Genomic DNA, 16,326 nt, shown 5'->3' on the forward strand with positions numbered 1-16,326 from the left:
GCTCGCTGTCGGCACGGAATGTCTTCTCCCTGGAACACTACTCCTTGGGGGTGACAAGTCCGCGTAGCACAACACCTTGTGCCGCCGCGGCAGATGTCCGGGTGCAAGAGTGCCGGGACGCGCCGCGCGCGGCTCCCTATTGTGCGGCACGCCCCCGCCGGGGCCCACATCGGTCCGTGCCTGGGCGCGGCTGCCGATCACCATCGACGTGCCGGCGATCCGGGCGCCGGGCGGGCAGCTCGCGGCCGGACAACCCGCGAAGCGAAAAGCTCATCGCCTGCTGGCGCGGCGGTAGCCGATGGCCGCGGGGACGGCGAAGACGATGATCGCGCCGAGTGACCACGCGAACGTCAGGGTGAGCGGCCGGGCCAGGGGCCCGCCGAAGGCGAGGGCGCGCATGGAGTCGACGGCCACCGACATCGGCTGGTTGCGGACCACGGGCTGAATCCACTTCGGAAAGGCGACCAGCGGAACGAAGCCGGTACTGAAGAACATCATCAACGAGGTGAGGATGGTGATCGCCTCCACCAGCGTCGCTTTCGCGGTGAAGACGGCGACCGCGGTGACGATGGTGGCGAAGGCCAGCCCGAAGAACACCGGCAGGGCCAGGAAGACGATCGTCGCCCCGACGCCTTGGTGGAAGCGGAACCCGAGCAGGTAGCCGACCAGAATGACGGCGAGGGCGCACACGAAGATGCGGCACCCCTCCGCGAGGATGCGGGAGGCGAGACCGGAGGCGCGGTGCACCGGAAGCACCCAGAAGCGGGCGAGCAGACCCGCGTCGCGCTCCCTGCCGAGCAGGATGCCGCCCGCCACGGCCCCGGACACGGCGGCGACCAGGGCGACCATCGGCACCGATCCGTACAGCGCGCTCTCGCCGGTGAATTTCTGGATCTGCCGGCCGACCACGGTGTTCAGCATGATCAACAGCAGGCACGGGATGATCAGCGTCTCCAGCAGCGTGACCGGGTTGCGCGCCCAGCGCAGCAGCAATCGCTGCGTCTGGATCAGCGTGTGCCGCGCCAGTGCCGACATCGACATTTCCGAGCCGGTGATCAGCTCGCCCCTGCGATCGGCCGGCAGTGCCATCACGCCCTCCTCGAGCTCAACCGCATCGACAGCGGAACGCAGATGATCAAGATCCCGATCGCCCATGCCAACGGCGGGGCCAGCAGCGACCACGTCACCTGGCCGGCATTCGGCCCGGTGTCACCGGCGAATGCCCGCAAGGCGATGGCCCATTGCGAGACCGGCTGGTTGCGCACGAACGGCTGCACCCACGTGGGGAACTGATGCGCCGGAGCCAAGCCCGTGGACAGCATGCCGAAGATCAGCGGCGGCAGCACCAGCGCCTGCGCGGTCGCCTCCGGGTTGCGCGAGACCGTCCCGATCACGTCGCCGCCCAGCATCAGCGCGAGCCCGATGAGAAAGGAGAACAGCACGAAGCCGGTGGTGTGCGCGGTGTCGAGATAGAAGCGGAATCCGATGACGTGGCCGCAGACCAGCGCGGTGATCAGCGCGATGGCGAAGCGGAAGAGATTGCCGGACATGCGCGCGGCGACCGGAACCAGCGGCGGAATCGGCATCGCGCCGAAGCGCCGGTTGAGTCCGGCGACCGAATCGGTGGCCGCGCGGAATGCCGCCGAGACCGCTGTGAACGCTGCGGCCTGCAGCACCACCAGCGGCATCATGAACTGGGCGTAGCTGCTGAAACCCGTGCCGGAGAAGGTCATCACGGTCTTCAGCGGGATGTAGAAGCTGGCGGTGAACGCCGCGGGTGCCAGCACCGAGGTGAGCACCTCGCCGCTTTGTACCGACGGCGCGATCAGCCGGGTAGTGAGCACCCACCACTGCTGTGGTCGCAGCGGCGTAGCGCGGGTCGGGGCGAGCCACGTCCCGGCGGTCACGACACGACCTCCGGCTGGGCGGTCTGCTCCACCGTCGCCAGATGCCCGGTGAGCTTCAGGAAAACGTCGTCGAGCGAGGGGCGGCGCAGGGCGATGTCCAGCAGCTCGAGGCCCGAGCCGTCGAGCCGGCGCAGCGCCTCGGCGAGCGTCTTCGCGCCGTCCGGCGCCGGGATGGAAATCCGGTCGGATTCGGCGCTGAGCACGGCTCGGTTCTCCTGCGGCACCAGCGAGCCCAGCGCCGCGGCGATGGCGGGCAGGTCGTTCAGATCCTGCGGCACCACCTCGCAGTAGCTGCCTCCGGTCCGTGACTTCAGTTCGTCGGCGGTGCCTTCGGCGATCACCACACCGTGGTCGATGACGATGATCCGGTCGCTGAGCGCGTCCGCCTCCTCCAGGTACTGGGTGGTGAGCAGGGTGGTGATGCCCGCCTTCTTGAAGCCGGACACCAGGTCCCAGACGCCCTGCCTGCTACGCGGATCGAGTCCGGTGGTCGGTTCGTCCAGGAACACCACATCCGGGCGCACGACCAGACCACAGGCGATGTCGATGCGCCTGCGCATACCGCCGGAGTAGGTGCCGACCCGGCGGCTCGCCGCGCGCTCGAGATCGAATTCGGCGAGCAGCTCGTCGGCGCGGGCGCGGGCGGCCCGCTTGCGCAGGCCCATCAGCCTGCCGAACATCACCAGGTTCTCGTAGCCGCTGAGCATGTCGTCGAGCGCGGCATACTGGCCGGTCAGCATGATGCCGCGGCGCACCGCCGCCGGGTCGGCGACCACGTCGTGCCCGCCCACCAGCGCACGGCCGCGATCCGGGCGGATCAAGGTCGACAGAATATTCACCGTGGTGGTCTTGCCCGCGCCGTTCGGCCCGAGGATGCCGAGCACCTCGCCCGGCTGCGCCGCGAAGTCGACTCCGCGCAAGGCCCGGACCGGGCCGAACGATTTCTCGATTCCCTCGACGACGACTCCCTGATCGAAGCTCATCCTCGGCCTCCCAAATGTGCCTCGAGCACGCGCGCGATGACCGGCAGCACCTGCGGCGCGGTCAGTTCGTCGTGCGTGACCTCGATGTCGTGGTTGATGATCTCGCCGGTCACGTACGGACGCCAGCCGTCCGGACCGAAGATGTCGGAGGTGTCGACGGTCGCGCTGAAGTACACGATGTCGCCATCGAACACCGGGCGGCGATAGCCGGTTCTGGTGCGTGCGGCGGCGTTGTACGACCCGGCCATCCGCTCCAGGGTGGCGGCGTCGACCAGCGAGACACCGCCGAGCCGTTCCCGGATCAGGTCCGCCGCCTGCTGCGCGGTCGCTTCGGCGGGCACGTCGTGGATGCCGAACACCGAGCCGAACGTGCTGATGAACGAGCCCGCGGTGAGCCGCTCGATGCTGTCGCCGTCGATATCGGCGGTGTCGGCGTCCAGCAGCGCGACCACGCCGACGTCGGCGCCGTCGCGCTTCAGCTCGGTCGCCACGGCCTGGGTGATGAGCCCGCCGAAGGACCAGCCGAGCAGGTGGTATGGACCTTCCGGTTGCAGGCGGCGGATCTCGCGCACATAGCGGTCGGCGAACTCCTGGATCGAGCGCGCGGGTGGCTCGTGGCCGCTGAGATCAGGGGCCTGCAGGCCGTAGATCGGCCGGCCGGGGGCCAGCGTGTCGGCGAATCCCAGATATGTCCATGCCATCCCGGACGAGGGATGGATGCAGAACAGGGCGGGTTCGTCGCCGCCGAGCCGGATCGGCAGGACGACGTCCAGTCCGAGACCGCCCGCAGCCGGAGTGGCCGGCGGCGCGATGGCCGCGGCCTCCTCCTCGGCCGCGGTCCGGGCCGCCGGAGTCTGCGCGTAACGAGCTGCGGCGCTGAGCGTTTCGACCCAGAGATCGGCCAGCTCGGCGACCTCGTCGGCGCTGAGCAGGGTCGCGGGGAAGCCGAAGCTCGCGCGCAAGTGGTCGCCGATCACGACGGCGTTCACATCGATCGCCGACTGCAAGGGCACGTCGGGATGTTCGGCGACGTGCACGTCCCCCAGATCGTCGGTCGGCAGCCAGCCCAAGCCCTCCAGACCCGCCGGGATGTCGCCGGTGGAGTACCTGCCGAGGTAGTTGAAGCCGACCCGCCCTGGGAGGCGTTGCGGGAGCTGCCGCGCGCTCTCGGGGTCGAGATAGCGCAGCAGGCCGAACCCGATGCCCTTGTCCGGCACCGCGAGCAGCTGATGCTTCACGGCGCGAATCGCCGCGCCGAGCGCGGGTCCGCCGACGAGCGCGTCGTCGATGTCGATCCCCGTCAGGTCGAGGCGCACCGGGTAGATGCTGGTGAACCAGCCGATGGTGCGGGACAGGTCGGCGCCGGGGACGACTTCTTCCTGGCGGCCATGGCCTTCCAGTCGAAGCAGCGCCGTCGGCTCGGTGTCGCGCCACCGCACCAGCGCCAAGGCGAGGGTCGCCAGCAGCGTGTCGTTGACGCTGCCCTGGAACAGGCTGGGCAAGGTGGTGAGCAGCGCGGCGGTGACCTCCGCGGACGCCTCCCGCTCCACCATGCGCAGCGTGCCGGTGTTGTCGAGCGCGGGGTCCAGCTCCCGGCCGCCGATCAGCGGGTCGGGTCCGGCGACAACGTCGCGCCAGTAGGCCAACTCGGCGCGCCGGGGTTCGGAGCGCGCCTGCTCGGCCAGCGCGTGCGCCCAGCGTCGCATCGAGGTCCCGGGCTCCGCGAGCACCGGCGTGTTGCCGACCGACACCTGGGCCCAGGCGGCCACCAGGTCCGGAACCAGGATGCGCCAGGACACGCCGTCGATGGCGAGGTGGTGGGCCAGCACGATCAGCCGCCCCGGGCCGGTGCGTGCGCCCGCGGCGCCCACCGGGTCCAGCCAGATGAACTGCAGCAGCGTGCCGGTTCCCGGATCGAGCCGGTTCGCGGCGGCGTCCAGCTCGGTCATGGCGAATTCGTGCAGTTCGATCGGCTCGATGGCGTCGAACTCGACGCGGTGCACCAGCGCGTCCACCTCGACCGAGCCGGGCGGGCCGACCACGATGCGCGGGCCGTCATCGGCATCGGTGGCCAGCCGGGCGCGCAGCATGTCGTGCCGATCCACCGCGGCGGTGAGCACTGCGACGATCTGCGCGCGCTCGATGCCCACCGGCAGCTCCAGCACGGCGGTCTGGGCGAAGCGGTCGTAGTTCCCGCCGCGCTGCAGCATGTAGTGCGCGATCGGCGGCAGCGGCAGTTCGCCGATCCCGCCGCCGGGCAGTTCGTCCAGCGTCACCGCCGTGCCGGCGGCCTCGACCGCCGCGGCCAGCGCCGCCACGGTGCGGTGCTCGAACACCTGCAGCGGAGTGCAGGTGATGCCGTGCTGCTTGGCCCGCGACACCAGCTGGATCGCCAGGATGCTGTCGCCGCCGAGTGCGAAGAAGGAATCGTCGGCGCCGACTCGTGCGATCCCCAGCAGTTCGCCGACAATCGTGGCCAGCTGCTGCTCGGTCGGCGTGGACGGCGCGCGGTACTCGGTACGGTCGGCGGTGAATTCCGGGACGGGCAGCGCCTTGCGGTCCAGCTTGCCGACCGCGTTGAGCGGGATCGCGTCCAGCACGACGAACGCCGAGGGGACCATGTAGCCGGGCAGGATGTCGGCGGCGAAGGCGCGCACCCGCGCCACGTCGAGGTCGAACCCGGGTGCGCGGACCAGGTAGGCGGCCAGCGCGGTCGCCCCGGTGGGGCCGGGCACGCCGAGCGTCACCGCGAAATCGACCCCTTCGGCGCGGCCGAGTACCGCATCGATCTCACCGAGCTCGATACGCTGGCCACGCACCTTGACCTGGAAGTCGGTGCGGCCCAGGTACTCCAGCTCCAGTCCGGCCGCGGTGCGGATCCAGCGCACCAGGTCACCCGTGCGGTACATCCGTTCGCCCGGCGCGCCGAACGGGTCGGCCATGAAGCGCGCGGCGGTCAGGCTTGCTCGGGCGTGGTAGCCGCGGGCCAGGGCGGGCCCGGCGAGGTACAGCTCGCCCGCCACGCCGACCGGGACCGGGCGCAACCGGTCGTCGAGGACCAGCACGGCAGCGCCCTGCACCGGGGTGCCGATCGACACCGGCAACCCGAGCTCGAGCGCCGCCGAACCCGTTGCCCAGATGGTGGATTCGGTCGGACCGTACAGGTTGACCATGGTGCGGCCGATGGCCCAGCGTTCGACCAGTTCGGCGCCGACCGCCTCACCGGCCACCGCGAGCACCCGAACGCTGGTCACCTCGGCGGGGTCGAGGGTGGCCAGCGCGGACGGGGTGATCACCATGTGCGTGACCCGCTCGGCGTCGATCAACTCGGCGAGCGCGCTGCCGCCGAACACGTCCGGCGGCGCGACCACCGACGCGCCACCGGAGCCGAACGCCATGATCGCTTCGAACACCGACGCGTCGAAACTCGGCGACGCCACTTGCAGCACCCGGGAATGCTCGTTCAGGCGCAGCGACGACTGTTGCGCCGCAACCAGATCGGCCAGGCCGCGATGCGAGACGGAGACGCCTTTCGGCGTGCCGGTGGAACCGGAGGTGTAGATCAGCCACGCCGCATTGTCCGGCCGGATGGGGCGGGGCAGGTCGCGCTCGTGCGGCGCGTGGCTGCTCGCGGCGCCCCAGCGTTCCACGAGGGCGAGGTCGTCGAGCACCAGCCAATTCGTGCTGTCGGGCAGCAGCGGGCGGTACGCGGCGAGGGTGAGGCCGAGCCGCGCGCCGGAGTCGGTGAGCATGTGGTCGATGCGGTCGATCGGATGCTTCGGATCGACCGGCAGGAACGCCGCACCGGCCTTGGCGACGGCCCACATGCCGGTGAGCAGTTCCGCCGAGCGCGGAAGCCCCAGCGCCACTACGGTTTCCGGGCCCGCGCCCGACTCGAGCAGAATGCGTGCGAGGCGATTGGCGTGCGCGTCGATCTCCCGGTATGTGGTGGTGTATTCGCCGGCGACGATGGCGGGCCGGTCCGGGTGCTGCTGTGCGGTCCTGGTCAACAGGCCCGGAAGCGTTGTCGTTGGGGCGGTTTCGGGACCGCGTACCGGCACCAACGTCGCGCGTTCGGCGTCGTCGAGGATGTCGATGTCGGCGATGCGTACGTCGGGTCGCGCGAGAATGGTCGTCAGCACGCGTCGCCACCGGGCAGCGAACGAGGTCACCGTCGCCTCGTCGAACAAATCCGTCGCGTAGGTCAGCACACCGTCGATGCCTGCCGGGACGCTCTCGCTGAACCGTTCGCGCAGATCCAGGGTCAGGTCGAATTGGGCGGCATTGCGGTCGAAATCCTCCACCTCGAAACGCACGCCGGGCAACTCCAACACCGGTTCGACGAAATTCTGCAACGACAGCGACACCTGGAACAGCGGGTGGTGCGCGGTGGAACGGGCCGGGTCCAGCATTTGGACCAGTCGCTCGAACGGAACGTCGGCGGCGGCGAAGGCGTCCAGGTCGGTGGACCGGACGGTGTCCAGGAAAGTCGCGAAGTCGATCGCGGGATCGACCGGCGTGCGCAGCGCCAGGGTGTTGACGAACATGCCGACCAGCTGGTCGAGCGCCTCCTCGCCGCGACCGGCGACCGGGGTGCCGATCAGCACGTCGTCGGTGCCGGCGAGCCGGGCGAGCAGTACCGCGAGCGCGGCGTGCACGACCATGAACGGGCTGACTCGCTGTGCCGTGGCGAATTCCAGCAGCGCGGCGTGTGTTTCGGCGTCGACGGTGCAGCCGACATCGGCGCTGTGCATGGTCTGCACCGCCGGCCGCGGACGATCCGACGGCAGTTCCAGCACATCGGGCGCGCCCGCGAGGGTTTCGCGCCAGAACCGGATCTGGTGCGCGGCGGTCGATTCCGGGTCGGTCTCGTCGCCGAGCACCTCGCGATGCCAGAGCGCGAAGTCCGCGTACTGCACCGGCAGTGGGGCGCGGGTGGCGTGTCCGCCGCTGGACCGTTGCGTGTACGCGGCGGCCAGGTCGGCGGCCAGCGGCGCCATCGAGGCGCCGTCCGCGCTGATGTGGTGCACCACCAAGACCACGACGTGCACCGGCGCAGTCGCCGATATCGCTTCGGGCCCGGCCGCATAACTCGACGAGACCGGGGCGGTCCCGGTCGGTGCGGACGCGACCGGTGCGTCTGCGGTGCACGGGCCCGACAACACCGGCGCGGCACCCGTGGGCGGCTCCGCCGATGGGTGCAGCCGGAACAGGCCGACGCGCAGCGGTGCTTGCGTGGCCAGGTCGAATCCGGTGCCGGCCAGCTCGCCGATGCGGGCGCGCAGCGCCGCACCGTCCGCGGTGTCCAGCACCGGCATCGCGGGCGTGGTCACCTCGGCGTCCAGCACCACCTGGCGCGGCCCGTCGGTGTCCGCGGGATAGAGCGTGCGCAGGCTCTCGTGCCGCTCGACCACGTCGGTGAGGGCGGCGCGCAGTGCGTCGACATCCAAGTTACCGGTCAGCCGCAGCGCCACCGCGATGTTGTAGGCGGACGAGGCCGGATCCATCCGGTTGAGCACCCACATGCGCTGCTGCGCGGGCGACAGCGGGACGCGGTCCGGACGAATTCGCGGCGCGAGGGCGAACCGGCCGGTCGCTCCGCTCGTCGCCGGCACGACTCGGGCGGACAGCTGGGCCACCGTCGGCGCGTCGAACAGATCGCGCAGCGCGATCCGCGAGCCGAGCGCCGTGTTCACCCGCGCCACCACCCTGGTCGCGCTCAGCGAGTTGCCGCCGAGTTCGAAGAACGATTGATCGGTACCGACCCGCTCGCGCCCGAGCACGTCGCCGAACACCGTGGCCACGGCCTGCTCGACCGGCGTGCGCGGCGCGAGGTAGGGACGGTGTGTCTGCGCGAAGTCCGGCACCGGGAGGGCTTTGCGATCCAGCTTGCCGACCGGAGTGAGCGGAATCGAGTCCAAGACGATCAAGTAGCCGGGCACCATGTACCCCGGCAGCTCGGCGGCCACCTGGGCGCGCAGCCGCTCGACGTCCAGCCGCACGCCCTCGGCCGGCAAGACGTACGACACCAGGACGGTGGTCCCGGCCGGACCGGTGCGCCCGATCGTGACCGCGTAGTCGACCTCGTCGTCGCGGGAGAGCACCGCGTCGATCTCGCCCAGCTCGATCCGCAGGCCGCGGATCTTGACCTGGAAGTCGCTGCGGCCCAGGTATTCCAGCTGCTCGCCGCCGTCGGGCCCGGCCACCCAGCGCACCATGTCGCCCGTGCGGTACATCCGCCCGCCGGCTTCGCCGAACGGGTCGGCGACGAAACGACTCGCCGTCATCTCGAACCGGTTGAAGTAGCCGCGCGCCAGCGCGGGACCCGCGAGATACAGCTCACCGGGCACGCCCACCGGCACCGGCCGCAGCCAGGCGTCCAGCACCATCGTGGCGGCGCCGCGGATCGGTCCGCCGATGGTGATGGGTGCACCGGGGACGAGCTCGCCGGGTCCGGTCGCCCAGATGCTGAACTCGGTGGGACCGTACAGGTTCACCATGCGCCTGCCGGGCGCCCAGCGCTCGATCAGTTCGGGGGTCGCCGCCTCGCCGGCCACCGACAGCACCCGCAGGTGGTCCAGGCCGGTGGGTTCCATGGTGGCCAGCGCCGAGGGCGTGATCACCGCGTGGGTGACCCGCTCGGTGCGCAGCAAACGCTCGAGTTCCGCGCCGCCGTAGACGTCCGGCGGCGACACCACCAGCCGGCCGCCGGCGCCGTGCGCGGTCAGCAGCTCGAACACCGAGGCGTCGAAGCTGGGCGAGGCCACCTGCAGCGCGCTGGCAGTGTGGTCGAGATCGAGTGTTTCCCGTTGTGCGGCAACCAGGTTCGCGATACCGCGATGGCTGAGCAGGACCGCTTTCGGCTTGCCGGTGGAGCCGGAGGTGTAGATCAGGTAGGCGGTCTGGTCGAGGTCGATGGGTCCGCCGCGCTCGGCGTCGGTGATCGGCGCGTCGGACACCGTCATCGCCCGGCGGATGGTGTTGAGGTCGTCCAGCAGCAGCCAGTCGATGGTGCCGGGCAGGCTCTCGCCGGTCACCGTGACGGTGACGCCGATCGGCGCCTTGGAGTCGGTGAGCATGTGCTCGATGCGCTCCACCGGGTAGTTCGGGTCCAGCGGAGCGAACGCGGCGCCGGTCTTGGCCAGCGCCCACACCGCGACCACCGATTCCAGCGATCGGGTCAGCGCGAGCACGACGAATACCTCACGCCCGACACCGCGGCGCAGCAGGACGCGGGCGAAGCGGTTGGACCACGCGTCGAGTTCGCCGTAGGTCATGGTGAGCTCACCGGCGCTGACCGCGATCGCGGCGGGATTGATCCGCGCGCCCGCGGTCAACAGCTCGGGCAAGGTGGCCGACCAGGCCGATTCCGGGCCGTGCACGGGAAGCAGCGCCGCGCGTTCGGTGTCGTCGCAATACTGCAGCTGGGAAACCAGTGCGCGCGGGTTGTCGGCGATCTGGGTGAGCAGCCGGACGAAGCGATCCAGCAGTGGCCGGGCCGCGTCGGGAGCAAGCTGGTCGGCCAGGTATTTCAGCGTGATCCGCAGCGTGTCCCGACCGTCTGCGCCGCGTAGCGGAATCACCATGAGGTTCAGCGGATATGGCGTCGCGTCGGTGCCTTCCACATCCAGCACCCGCATGCCCGCGATGTCCAGCGCTTGCGACAGCGCCGCGCGGTCGATCGGGTAGGACTCGAAGACGGTCAGGGTGTCGAACAATTCGGGCAGGCCGACCGCCTGGTGGATGGCGGCCAAGCCGATGTGCTGATGATCCAGCAGTCGCGCCTGCTCGGATTGCACCCGGGCGAGCAGGTCGGTCACTTTCTCCGCCGGATCCAGCCGCACTCGCACCGGCAGCGTGTTGATGAACAGGCCGACCATCTCCTCGACTCCGCCCAGCTCCGGCGGCCGGCCCGACACGGTGCCGCCGAACACCACGTCGGTGCGGCCGGTCAGCATGGCCAGCAGCATCGCCCACGCGGCCTGCACCAGGGTGTTCACCGTCGCGCCCGCTTCCCGGCCCGCCGTCTCCAGCTGGGCCACGGTGGCGCGGGACAGATCCACCGACGTTATCCCGGTTTCGGTGGATTCGATGCCGGCCAAGCTGGGCACCGCACGGGTCGGTGTATCCACGCCGGCCAGCGAATCGGCCCATGCGGCCAGCGATTGCGCGTCGTCCCTGGTTCGCAGCCAGCTCAGAAACTCGCGATAGGAATGCGCGGGCGGCAGCACGGAAGCGTCGCCATCAGTGACGTAGAGGGTGAGCAACTCGCGCACCAGCAGTGGTGTCGACCAGCCGTCCAGCACCAAATGGTGGTTGGTGAGCAGGAAACGGTAAGTGTCCGGAGCGATCCGCAGCAGTGTGCAGCGCAGCAGTGGCGGACGCGTGAGCTCGAATCGGGTGCGCGCGTCCACCGCGATCAACCGGTCGATCTCGCGATCGCGCTCGCCCTCGTCGGCGATGCCGGTGACATCCACCTCGTGCCATTCGATCTCGGCGTCGGCCACGACCAGCTGGCGCGGACCATCGTCGGTTTCGACGAACGCGACGCGCAGGTTCTCGTGCCTGGTCACCAAAGCCTGTGCGGCGCGGCGCAATCGAGACGAGTCCACGGTGCCCGCCAGGGTGAGCAGCGACTGCACGGTGTAGCCGTCGGCGGTGTCGGAGTCGTACAGCGCGTGGAAGAGCAGACCGTACTGCAAGGCAGACAGCGGCCACACGTCGATGAGATTCGGGTAGTCGCGCTCCCAGGTGTCGATATGGGCCTGGGTGACGGCGACCAGATCGAAGTCCGAGGGGGTGCGGCCGCCGGAGCCGGCGGATTCGGCGTGTTCGGCGAGCGCGCCGAGGGCCTGCGTCCACAGCGCGGCGAGCTCGGCGACGTCCGCCTCGTCGAACAGGCGTGCGGCGTAGCCCCAGGTCACCTCGAAACCGGAATCGGTGTGTACGGCGTTGATGTCGACCGCCGCGGCCAAGGGGCCGCGATCGTCCTGGGTCGCGGCGAACCGGCGCGGCAGCCAGGGCTGCGCGTCGCCGCCGGTGCTCGCGCGGCCGAGGTAGTTGAAGCTGATCTGCGGGGTGGGCGCGTCCGCGAGCACCGCCGCCGTCTCCGGAACGAGGTAGCGCAGCATGCCGAATCCGATGCCCTTGTCGGGCAGCGTCCGCAACTGCTCTTTGGTTGCCTTGATAGCAGCGCCCGCGGCGGCTCCACCGGCGAACGCGTCCGCCGGATCGATCCCGCTCAGGTCGACGGCGACCGGGTAGACGGTGGTGAACCAGCCCACCGTGCGGGCGATGTCGGCGCCGGGCAGGATGGACTCCGCGCGGCCGTGGCCCTCCAAAGTGAACAGTGCCGAGGTCCGTCCGCGCCAGCGGCCCACCGCCAGCGCGAGCGCGGCGAGCAGCACGTCGTCGGCGCCACAGTGGAATCGGTCCGGTGCGGTGGTGAGTACGGAGTGCGCGATCTGCGGCGGCACCACCGTCGTCAGGTGCGCCATGGTGGCCACCACGTCGAGTTCGGGGTTCATCGGCGCCGCGCCGAGCGCGGGGTCGGGTGTGGCCAGAATGCGTTGCCACAGTGGCAGTTCCGCGATCCGGGTAGCGGCGTGCTCGCGCTGCCCGTGCGCCCAGCGCCGGAACGAGGTGCCGACCGGCGCCGGCTCGCCGCCCAGGGCGGCGGCGGCCAGATCCGGCAGCAGGATGCGCCAGGAGACGCCGTCGGTGACCAGATGGTGCAGCACCAGCCACAGCAGCGGTGCGGCGTCCGCGCGCTCGATCCACACCAAGCGCGCGACGACGCCGGTCTCCGGGTCGAGTTGGTCGGCGGCGTGCTGCAACGCGCGCTCGCAGGTCGCCTCGATGTCGGCCTCGGCGGTGACGACCTCGAGCAGGTCATCCGCCACCGCGCCGGGGCCGGCGACCGTCCAGCTCCAGCCGTCGCCGGCGCGGCGCAGCGTCGAGCGCAGCAGATCGTGCCGGTCGACCAGCGCGCGCACCGCCGCGAGCAGCGCGGGGCGCTCGATTCCGGCAGGCAACTCGATCAGCACGGCCTGGGCGAACCGCCGCCAGGTGTCGCCTTGGTCGAGCATCGCGTGCACGATCGGCGTAAGTTCCACCGCACCGACCCCGGCGCCGGGCAGTTCGTGCACCTCCCCGGTCGCCACCTCGGTGGCGACCGCGGCCAGTGCCGCGACGGTCTTGCGCTCGAAGACATCCCGCGCGCTGAACCCGATCCCGGCCGCCTTGGCGCGCGACACCAGCTGGATCGAGATGATGCTGTCGCCGCCGAGCGCGAAGAAGCTCTCGTCGACGCCCACCGCGTCCAGGCCGAGAACCTCGGCGAACAGCGCGGCGAGCGTCTGCTCGCGCGGCGTGGACGGCGGCCTGCTCGGGGCGCTGCGTGCGCCGAACTCCGGTGCGGGCAGCGCCTTGCGGTCCACCTTGCCCAGCGGGGTCAGCGGGAGGCTGTCGAGCACCATCACGACGGCGGGCACCATGTATGCCGGAAGCGATTCTCCGACAGCCGCTTTCAGTGCTTCGGGCAGCACTTCGCGATCGAGCTTCGGCAGCACGTAGGACACCAATGCGGTAGCGCCCGTGGCCGTTTCGACGCCAAGGGTGAGCGCGAAATCGATGTCGGGCTGCCGCTGCAGGGCGGCATCGATCTCGCCCAATTCGACTCGGAAGCCGCGCACCTTCACCTGGAAGTCGCTGCGGCCCTGGTACTCCAGCTCGATCCGGCCGTCGCGCTCGACCCAGCGCACCAGATCGCCGGTGCGGTACATCCGCTCGCCCGTCGCGTAGGGATCGGCGACGAAACGGTCCGCGGTGAGCCCATTGCGCCGGTGATAGCCGCGCGCCACGCCCGGGCCGGCGAGGTAGAGCTCGCCGGTGGTGCCCGGCGGCAGCGGCCGCAGCCACGGATCCAGAACGACAGCCGACACGTCGCGGGCGAGACCGCCGATGCTGACCGGCGCGTTGGGCGCCAAAGGGGCGCTGAGCGTGACGGTCACGGTGGTCTCGGTGGGGCCGTAGCCGTTCAACAAGGCGCGGCCCGACCACTTCGCGACGAGTTCGGGCGGGCAGGCATCGCCGCCGACGATCACGGTGCGCAGATCGGGCAGGGTCGCCGGGTCCAGAGATCCCACCACGGCCGGAGTCACGTTGAGGTGGGTGACGCGATGCTCGCGCAGCACCTGCGCGAGTTCCTCGCCCGCGTACGCGGCGGGCGGCACCACCGCCAGGGTCGCGCCGGCCGCGAGCGAGACCAGAATTTCCTCGACCGAGATGTCGAAACTGGGCGATACCGCATGGGCGACAACCGAATCCGCGTCGACTCCGAAACCGGCGCCGGAACTCGCGACCAGATTCGCCAACCCGCGATGCGTGACCGAGACCCCCTTGGGCAGCCCGGTGGACCCGGAGGTGTAGATGATGTACGCGACCTGGTCCGGGTGCGTCGCGGCGGTTCGCTCGGCATCGATGATCGCCGCGCCGTCCTGCTCGGCCAAGGCCTGCTCGGTGCGCTCGTCGTCCAGAGTCAGCCAGGACACCCGGTTCGGCAACGACTTTCGCGCCGCCGCGACCGTTACCCCCGCGACGACCCCGCTGTCGCCCACCATGTGCTCGATCCGGTCGGCCGGATAAGTCGGGTCGATCGGCACGAACGCCGCACCGGTCTTGGCCACCGCGATCGTCGCCAGCACCGACCGAATCGAACGCGGAATCGAGATGGCGACGGTGCGCTCCGGTCCGGCGCCCGCCGCGATCAGCACCCGGGCCAGCCGATTGGTGTAGTCGTCGACCTCGCCGTAGGTCAGCGCGGTCGCGCCTTCGACCAACGCCGTCGCCTGCCGATCACGGGCAGCGCCGGCGGCCAGGATCGCGGGAAGCGTGCGCGGTGCGACGCCCGCGGCACCGCGGGCGGGGGCGTACCGCGCGAGCTCGTCGTCGGACAGCACCGAGAGGGTGATCAGCGGCGCATCCGGACCCGCGGCGAGGAAGCCGTGCAGGAACGACAGGAACCGGCGGTGTTGTGCGGCCAGGTCGGTGTCGGAGTAGAGGTTGCCGTTGGCCTGGAAGTCGATATGCGTGCTCTCGCCGCCGACGCCCGGATACAGATTGACGAACAGGTCGTCGATCAAGCCGGAGGTCAGCACGTGCAGCCGGCCGGTGACCGGACCGAGCTGAATCCTGGTCTCGACCATCATCAGATTCACCGAGGGGCCGAACGACCCGGCCTCGTCCATCGGCCACCCAAGATCGCGGAAGATGTCCTCCTGGCGATAGCGCTGCCGGCGCAGCGCCCCGGTCAGCTCGCTCTGGGCGGCCCGGATCACCTCGCCCACCGTCGTGGTCGGCGTCATCCGCAGCCGCAGCGGGACCACGTTGGCGATCATGCCGCCGGAACGCCGCAGCGTCGCGGTGGTGCGCGCCGAGACCGGAAGACTCAGCACGACCTCCGGTGAACCGGTCATCGCGGACAGGTACGCGCCGAAGGCCGCCACCACGGTGGGCGCGACGCCGGAGGACACCTGTTCGGCGACAGCCGCGAGCATCCCCGCGGTGTCGGCGGGCAGGTCGCCCTCGACCCGGATCGGGTGTCCGTCCACGCCCGCGGTGCGGCCCGCCAGGTTCACCGGGTCGGTCATGCCGTCCAGGTGGGCGAGCCAGTGCTCCCGGTCGGCGAGGAATCGATCCGAACTGCGGTAGGCCAGATCCGCCTCGACGATTCGGCGCAGATCCTCCGCTTTCGCCGGTGCCGGCTCGCGACCCGCGATACCGGCGTTGTAGAGCTCGCCGGTGCGCTGCACCACGGTCAGGGCGCCCATGCCGTCGAGCACGATGTGGTGGACCCGCGAATACCAGAACCAGCGCTGCTGCGCGATACGCAGCATGGCGATGCGCACCAGCCGGTCACGGGTCAGCTCCAGCGGGGCCTCGTACTCCGCCCGCATCCAGGCGTGGGCGGCGGCTTCCGGGTCGGGTTCGGCGCGGAAGTCGATGGTGTCCAGACTGTCGTCCAGTGTGGTGTCGACGAATTGGAACGGATGCCCCTGCACCTCGATCAGGCGCAGATAACCGGTGCCGAATTCACGTCCGGCCCGGCGTGCCGACTGCTCGAGCAGGTCGAGATCTATCGGTCCGTTCAGTTCGACGTACTGCGCGATCGATATCGGAGTCGCGCCGGCGACATGCTGGGCGAACCAGATGCCACGCTGCGCTGCCGACAGGGCGAAGGCCCCGTCGGGAAGAACTGTGTCCGTATCTTTGGCCGAAAGGGAAGGCTGTTGCATGACGTGTCCTACGTTCTGACCGCGGTCGGGCTACCAGGAGTGACCGCTCGTAGCCACCGCGCGGTAAGCGGTAGTACCTGTCGCCGCGCAGCACGCGGCAAGTCAATTCTGACCCGGTGCGGTCGGCGCTGCGGGGGTATT

Annotated in this window: 4 protein-coding genes; all 4 read right to left on the bottom strand. The window is 70.4% G+C overall.

Annotated features, from left to right (window positions below; all coding sequences use genetic code 11):
- Positions 1-270 precede the first annotated feature (270 nt).
- Genes ACT86A_RS01855 through ACT86A_RS01870 form a run of 4 tightly spaced genes read right to left on the bottom strand, consistent with a single transcriptional unit; the run spans position 271 to position 16,185 of the window.
- Positions 271-1,089 (bottom strand): ABC transporter permease, encoded by an 819-nt coding sequence (locus tag ACT86A_RS01855; protein WP_445090188.1) that lies wholly within the window; start codon positions 1,087-1,089, stop codon positions 271-273.
- Complete coding sequence (locus tag ACT86A_RS01860) at positions 1,089-1,907, bottom strand: ABC-2 transporter permease (protein ID WP_445090189.1); 819 nt, start codon at positions 1,905-1,907, stop codon at positions 1,089-1,091. The genes ACT86A_RS01855 and ACT86A_RS01860 overlap by 1 nt, the downstream gene beginning before the upstream one ends.
- A complete protein-coding gene (locus ACT86A_RS01865) occupies positions 1,904-2,890 on the bottom strand; it encodes an ATP-binding cassette domain-containing protein (protein ID WP_445090190.1) in 987 nt (328 codons plus the stop codon). The genes ACT86A_RS01860 and ACT86A_RS01865 overlap by 4 nt, the downstream gene beginning before the upstream one ends.
- The gene (locus tag ACT86A_RS01870) at positions 2,887-16,185 is read right to left on the bottom strand and encodes a non-ribosomal peptide synthetase (RefSeq protein ID WP_445090191.1); all 13,299 of its coding nucleotides are present in this window, start codon (positions 16,183-16,185) and stop codon (positions 2,887-2,889) included. The genes ACT86A_RS01865 and ACT86A_RS01870 overlap by 4 nt, the downstream gene beginning before the upstream one ends.
- Between the last annotated feature and the right edge of the window lie 141 nt (positions 16,186-16,326).

Source organism: Nocardia glycosmidis (genome assembly GCF_052545115.1).